The sequence below is a fragment of the Acinetobacter sp. A2 genome, from assembly GCF_012371325.1.
GTDB lineage: Bacteria > Pseudomonadota > Gammaproteobacteria > Pseudomonadales > Moraxellaceae > Acinetobacter.
The window spans coordinates 1-5,115 of record NZ_JAAZQX010000057.1; the positions used below are offsets into that span (position 1 = coordinate 1).

5 protein-coding genes are annotated in these 5,115 nt (G+C 43.2%); 1 reads left to right on the forward strand and 4 read right to left on the reverse strand.

From position 1 onward, the window contains the following. On the forward strand, positions 1-1,503 hold a 1,503-nt coding region (gene tnpC / locus HHA43_RS12980; protein WP_168542763.1), incomplete at its 5' end, for an IS66 family transposase. Positions 1,504-1,775: 272 nt separating this feature from the next. Here tnpC and HHA43_RS12985 read toward each other — a convergent pair. The 4 genes from HHA43_RS12985 to HHA43_RS13000 all read right to left on the reverse strand — a co-directional run bounded on the left by HHA43_RS12985 (position 1,776) and on the right by HHA43_RS13000 (position 4,768). Further along, positions 1,776-2,213, reverse strand: a complete 438-nt coding sequence (locus tag HHA43_RS12985; protein WP_168461759.1) for a 2-amino-4-hydroxy-6-hydroxymethyldihydropteridine diphosphokinase — start codon at positions 2,211-2,213, stop codon at positions 1,776-1,778. Beyond that, the gene (folB, locus tag HHA43_RS12990) at positions 2,170-2,550 is read right to left on the reverse strand and encodes a dihydroneopterin aldolase (RefSeq protein WP_168417451.1); all 381 of its coding nucleotides are present in this window, start codon (positions 2,548-2,550) and stop codon (positions 2,170-2,172) included. Before folB ends, HHA43_RS12985 begins: the two co-directional genes overlap by 44 nt. 132 nt (positions 2,551-2,682) lie before the next feature. Continuing rightward, on the reverse strand, positions 2,683-3,981 hold the full coding sequence (locus HHA43_RS12995) for an ABC1 kinase family protein (protein WP_168417504.1): 1,299 nt from the start codon (positions 3,979-3,981) through the stop codon (positions 2,683-2,685). Positions 3,982-4,039: 58 nt separating this feature from the next. Continuing rightward, positions 4,040-4,768 (reverse strand): HesA/MoeB/ThiF family protein, encoded by a 729-nt coding sequence (locus HHA43_RS13000; RefSeq protein ID WP_168417505.1) that lies wholly within the window; start codon positions 4,766-4,768, stop codon positions 4,040-4,042. Positions 4,769-5,115: the final 347 nt, after the last annotated feature.

Sequence of the window (5,115 nt, forward strand, 5' to 3'; positions counted from 1 at the left end):
CATCTTGAAGTCACCAATCAGCAATTAGATTCTAAAGTTCAACATCTTTCTATTCTCAATCAAAAATACGAGCATGAACTCGCACTATTTAAACAGCACAAATTCGGCAGTAAAAACGAACATCTCACTGCAAAACAAATCCATCTATGGGACGAAGCGGTCGAAGAAGATATCGCAGCAGTTGATTTGGAACTGGAGCGGCTGAATGCAGATAAAACCGATGCATCGACAGAGAAAGCCACAGTCAACAAACCTAAACGTCGACTGCTGCCCGATCATCTACACACCATCCGTATTGAGCATGAACCTGCATCAACCCAATGCGCTTGTGGCTGCCAACTCCGTCGTATCGGCGAAGATATCAGTGAAAAACTGCATTTCAGACCGGCACAGTTCTACAAGGAACAGCATGTTCGTGGCAAATGGGTCTGTGATCAGTGTGACACCCTGACTCAGCAAGCGATGCCTGCCTATGTGATTGATAAAGGCATTGCTTCACCTGAACTGCTCAGCCATGTGCTGGTATCGAAGTATGCCGATCATTTACCGCTGTACCGTCAACGTCTGATCTATCAGCGGGCGGGCATTGATCTGTCCAGATCTACTTTATCTGACTGGATTGGTCGCTGCGGTGTGGAACTGGAACCTTTGGCCAATGCCTTAAAACAGGTGGTGCTGCAACAGCGGGTGATCCATGCCGATGAAACGCCGGTCACCATCATGCGGATGGGTGAGAATGATAAAAAACCGAAGAAAGGTTATGTCTGGGCCTATGCCACTACACAGTACAATCCAGTTCAAGCGGTGATCTATGACTTTCAGGATAGCCGTTCAGGTCAGCATGCAGAAGAGTTCCTGAATGGCTGGCAGGGCCATCTGGTCTGTGATGATTACAGTGGTTATAAAGCACGCTTTAAATCAGGCGATGTCATTGAGGTGGGCTGCATGGCGCATGCACGTCGTAAATTCCATGAACTGCATGTGACTGGGAAAAGTCAGATCGCTGAACAGGCATTACTGATGATTCAGAAACTGTATGCGATAGAAGCAGAACTCAGGAAAAAGACCGATAGTACAGCAGAACACCGCCGCGAATACCGACAACAGCACAGCCAACCGGTGATGCAACAACTGTATGAATGGCTCAACCAACATTATCTGACGGTGCCATCGAGTTCTCCAACCGCCAAGGCCATCAATTACACTCTGAAGCGTTGGCCAGCTTTAAGCCGCTATCTGGATGATGGCAATCTACCAATTTGCAATAACTGGGTGGAAAACCAGATGCGCCCCTGGGCGTTGGGACGTAAGAACTGGTTATTTGCAGGTTCGCTGCGCAGCGGTCAGCGAGCAGCCAATATTATGACATTAATCCAGTCAGCAAAGCTGAATGGCTTGGATCCGTATGCCTATTTAAGTGATGTGCTGAAAAGGCTGCCGACACATAAAGTGACCCAGATTGAAGAGTTACTGCCACACTGCTGGAAACCTAAATCGAATTAAAAATTGGTATGGGGTTCAGCGGACGCTTACCATAGAACATCCAAAAATAAGCGAAAATAATGAATTTTAAGTTATCCCAAGATTTATCCGCAGATTTTGTGGATAGTTTTCTGACTGTAGCCTGTATGCATACAGCAACGATATGGTTTTCGATGGTTTTTTATACAAAAATACCCACAGAATATGACATGCTGATGTCAGCAACCTAAGATCATGCATCTCTGCCAAAATGCTGAAGATTCATCACGTAATAATGACTTTAATTGCCTGATTTATTCGTCACAACGCACCACTGGATAATGATGCTCAGGATGCATAAATGCTTGATCTTGCCAAATTTCCCACATTGGAATTTTAACATCTAAAGCCAAAGGCAGTTTTTTCGGATTTAATTGCATGTGGGCTAAATCTGCTCCCCACGCAATAATATCAATATCCAGTGGGATATCGTGCGATGGACGCACACGCCCTGCTGCAACTTCCATTTCCTTGAGAATGACATTCAACTGTGCATAGCTCAAACGACTTTTGATTAAGCAAGCAGAATTCCAGTAATCTGCACCGATCCCATCACGGCAAGGAATGAGATAAATTTGCGAAAACTGTGTTTCACCCAAGGCAGCAATTTGCTGATAGGCCTGTTTAAACTGGCGTGAAGCTTCACAGTTACTCGCCAGAGCGAGGGCAAAAATCGTGTCGGTGGCGTTCAAGACGAATTCCTACAGAATGGGCTTCTGGAATAATGGCAGGTTTACGAATCGTGATGGTAATAGATTCAATTGCTGCAAAGGTAGTAAAAAGTGCATCGAGCACCAATTTTGCTGCATGTTCGATTAATTTAGGCGCAGCATTTTGAATGACCTGTGCAGAAATGCTGCAGATTTCAGCATAATTTAGAGTGTCCTGTAACTCATCTGAAGTGGCAGCCTGATCTAAATTGGTTGCAATAATTAAATCCAACATCAAAGGCTGTTGAATCTGACGCTCCCATGCAAAACAGCCGACCACTGTCTCTACCTTTAAGCCTTCAATGATAATTGCGTCCATTTAAAACCTGCAAAATTCGTGTGTCATTGCTATCTCAATGAGCAGCTATTATGAATCGTCACGATCAATATGAGAAAAACCCTCTTGGCGAAGAGGGATTTTAAATCTACTAAATTAAGTACCGTTTGACCCTTAATGTTTCAACAAAAGGTTGGGGTCCATGCTTTGCACCATCTGCAATCGTTGATCTGCATAAATGTCAGTATAAGGTGCCAACACGCGCATGAAACGATCGAAATACAACATTTGCTTGAACAGCAAAGCAAAATCACGTGGGAAGCGAATCCCATGACGCTCACCTACCGCGACCATGTCCATCATAATGTCGTTTAAATCGGCAGGATTAGAAGTTAGTAATTCTTGAGGGTCGGCCAATAATACACCGCTGAATAAACGCTCTAAGTCCGCAGCCAAAACTTGTGTATCAATTTGAGTATCGGTCATGCCCATTTTCAGCATATTCTCTGCCATGAGCGTGTAATTGGTATTTTGCAAGGCATCCATAAAGGCCATACAAGCCGTCCACACTTCAGGGTTAAGCTGCCCAACAATACCAAAATCAATAAAGCCCACCCGACCATCTTCAAGCAACATCAGGTTGCCTGCGTGTAGGTCTGCATGGAAACTGTTACACATCATCAAACTACCAAACCAAGTATTCATGGCTGTAATCAGTACTTGTGATGGATCATTAGATACTTTTTTGACTACTTCAAAATCAGTCAAGGGCACACCATACAAGCGCTGCATGGTTAGTACCCGACGGGTTGAATACTGATGATATACTTTAGGTGCAGTAGCTTTATTGTTTTGAGTCAAATTCAGGTAGTTGATAAAATCATCAAGGTTACGTGCTTCTTCAATAAAGTCTACTTCACGCACCATGCGGGTTTTGATTTCTTCTACAATATCGGCCAAAGATGCAAATTTGACCTTAGGTACTGCTTTTTCAAGTATTTTGGTGGCCCAGTGCAGGACGTTTAAATCGGTATAAAGAATTGTCTCTACACCTGGCTTTTGCACTTTAATCACCACATCTTCGCCACTGACCAATTTAGCCGCATGCACTTGCGCAATAGACGCCGATGCCAATGGTGTTTCATCAATAGAGGCAAAAATTTCATCTAGATTGCGCCCTGCAAATTCAGACGCTAACACTTGCTGCACATAACTAAATGGCAAGCTTGGTGTCTGGTCTAAACAACCTTGAAATTCTTCGACATATTCACGTGGGAACAAAGACGGCGTACTGGCAATAAATTGGCCCAGCTTAATATAGGTTGAACCCAAAGATTCAAATGTTTCGCGCATGAGTTTGGCGTTACTTGGTTTTTCAGTTGCGTATTTAATGCCAGCCTTGGCCGCCACCACTGCAGTTTCACCCATACGGGCAACTGAACGTAAACCATCTAACCAGATATTATTTTTCATCATGTCTGAGTCATATTAAAGTAGTGTGAGTTTAACAAATAATGATAAGAGAGAAAGTCTATCTTGCCTGACAAACTGGGCAGTCTGTATCTTTTTCGAAAGCCAATATGCGTTGTTTCATGCTTAGACCATCCCAAAGCAATAATTTTTGCTTGAGTGCAGTAATGCCTAAACCTAAATACAACAACGCATGGTGTGCTTGTAAGCTCGCCATTACATTTGGGGTACTGGCCAGCACCCCGCTGTCTGCGCAGCGTAAACTCTCGTTAGCATGTTCTTCTTTGGGAAACAGGCACGCATAGCAAGCCGAATCGCCTTCTACCATAAACATTTGCCCTTGAAAGCCAATTGCTGATGCACTGAGCAAAGGCACATTGAATTTTTGACAAATTTGATTGACCAAATAACGGGTGCTGAAATTGTCACAGCCATCTAACACCAAATCTTGTTGAGCAATTAAATCACCTGCATTTTGCTCATCCAGCAAGGTAGTTAAACTAACAATCTCGATAAACGGATTAATTTCTGCAAGACGTTTCGCTAACACTTCGGCCTTATAAAAGCCTAAATCTGCAGGGCTATAAGCAATTTGGCGTTGCAGATTACTGGTTTCAATCACATCGGCATCAATCAGGGTAATTTTACCCACGCCTGCCCGAGCCAGTAATTCTGCACTTAAACAGCCAATCCCACCGCAGCCCACAATCAGTACATTGGCGAGTTTTAATTTTTCTTGTGCTTCAATGTCCCAGCCATCCAATAAAATTTGACGACTATACAAATGCATTTCTGCATCACTCAATTCTAACTGAGCATCGAATATGCTATCCAAGAAAATATCCTATTCTATACGGCCAAAACGCCAAGTATAACGGTTATTTAAAGCAAACCACTACGATCGTACTTTGAATGTTTTGCATTTAAACAATACACCAAGCACATCATTTAAAGCTGCGGCAGCTTAATTAAAAATGCATACGCATACCGACATTGTAAGTCACACCATCGGCATCACCTAAATATTCATTGTATTGACATACTGTTCCTTAAAATGTATTCAAACATACTCAAGGACTAATTCGCACTCTGTTAATGTCTTGTTGCCAAGCGTGTAACTAGAGCCTGAGTCGGTCA

Coding starts and splice junctions, on each gene's coding strand:
- HHA43_RS12995 (WP_168417504.1), bottom strand. CDS start 3,981: ATGAAAAATAATATCTGGTTAGATGGTTTACGTTCAGTTGCCCGTATG.
- HHA43_RS13000 (WP_168417505.1), bottom strand. CDS start 4,768: ATGCATTTGTATAGTCGTCAAATTTTATTGGATGGCTGGGACATTGAA.
- folB (WP_168417451.1), bottom strand. CDS start 2,550: ATGGACGCAATTATCATTGAAGGCTTAAAGGTAGAGACAGTGGTCGGC.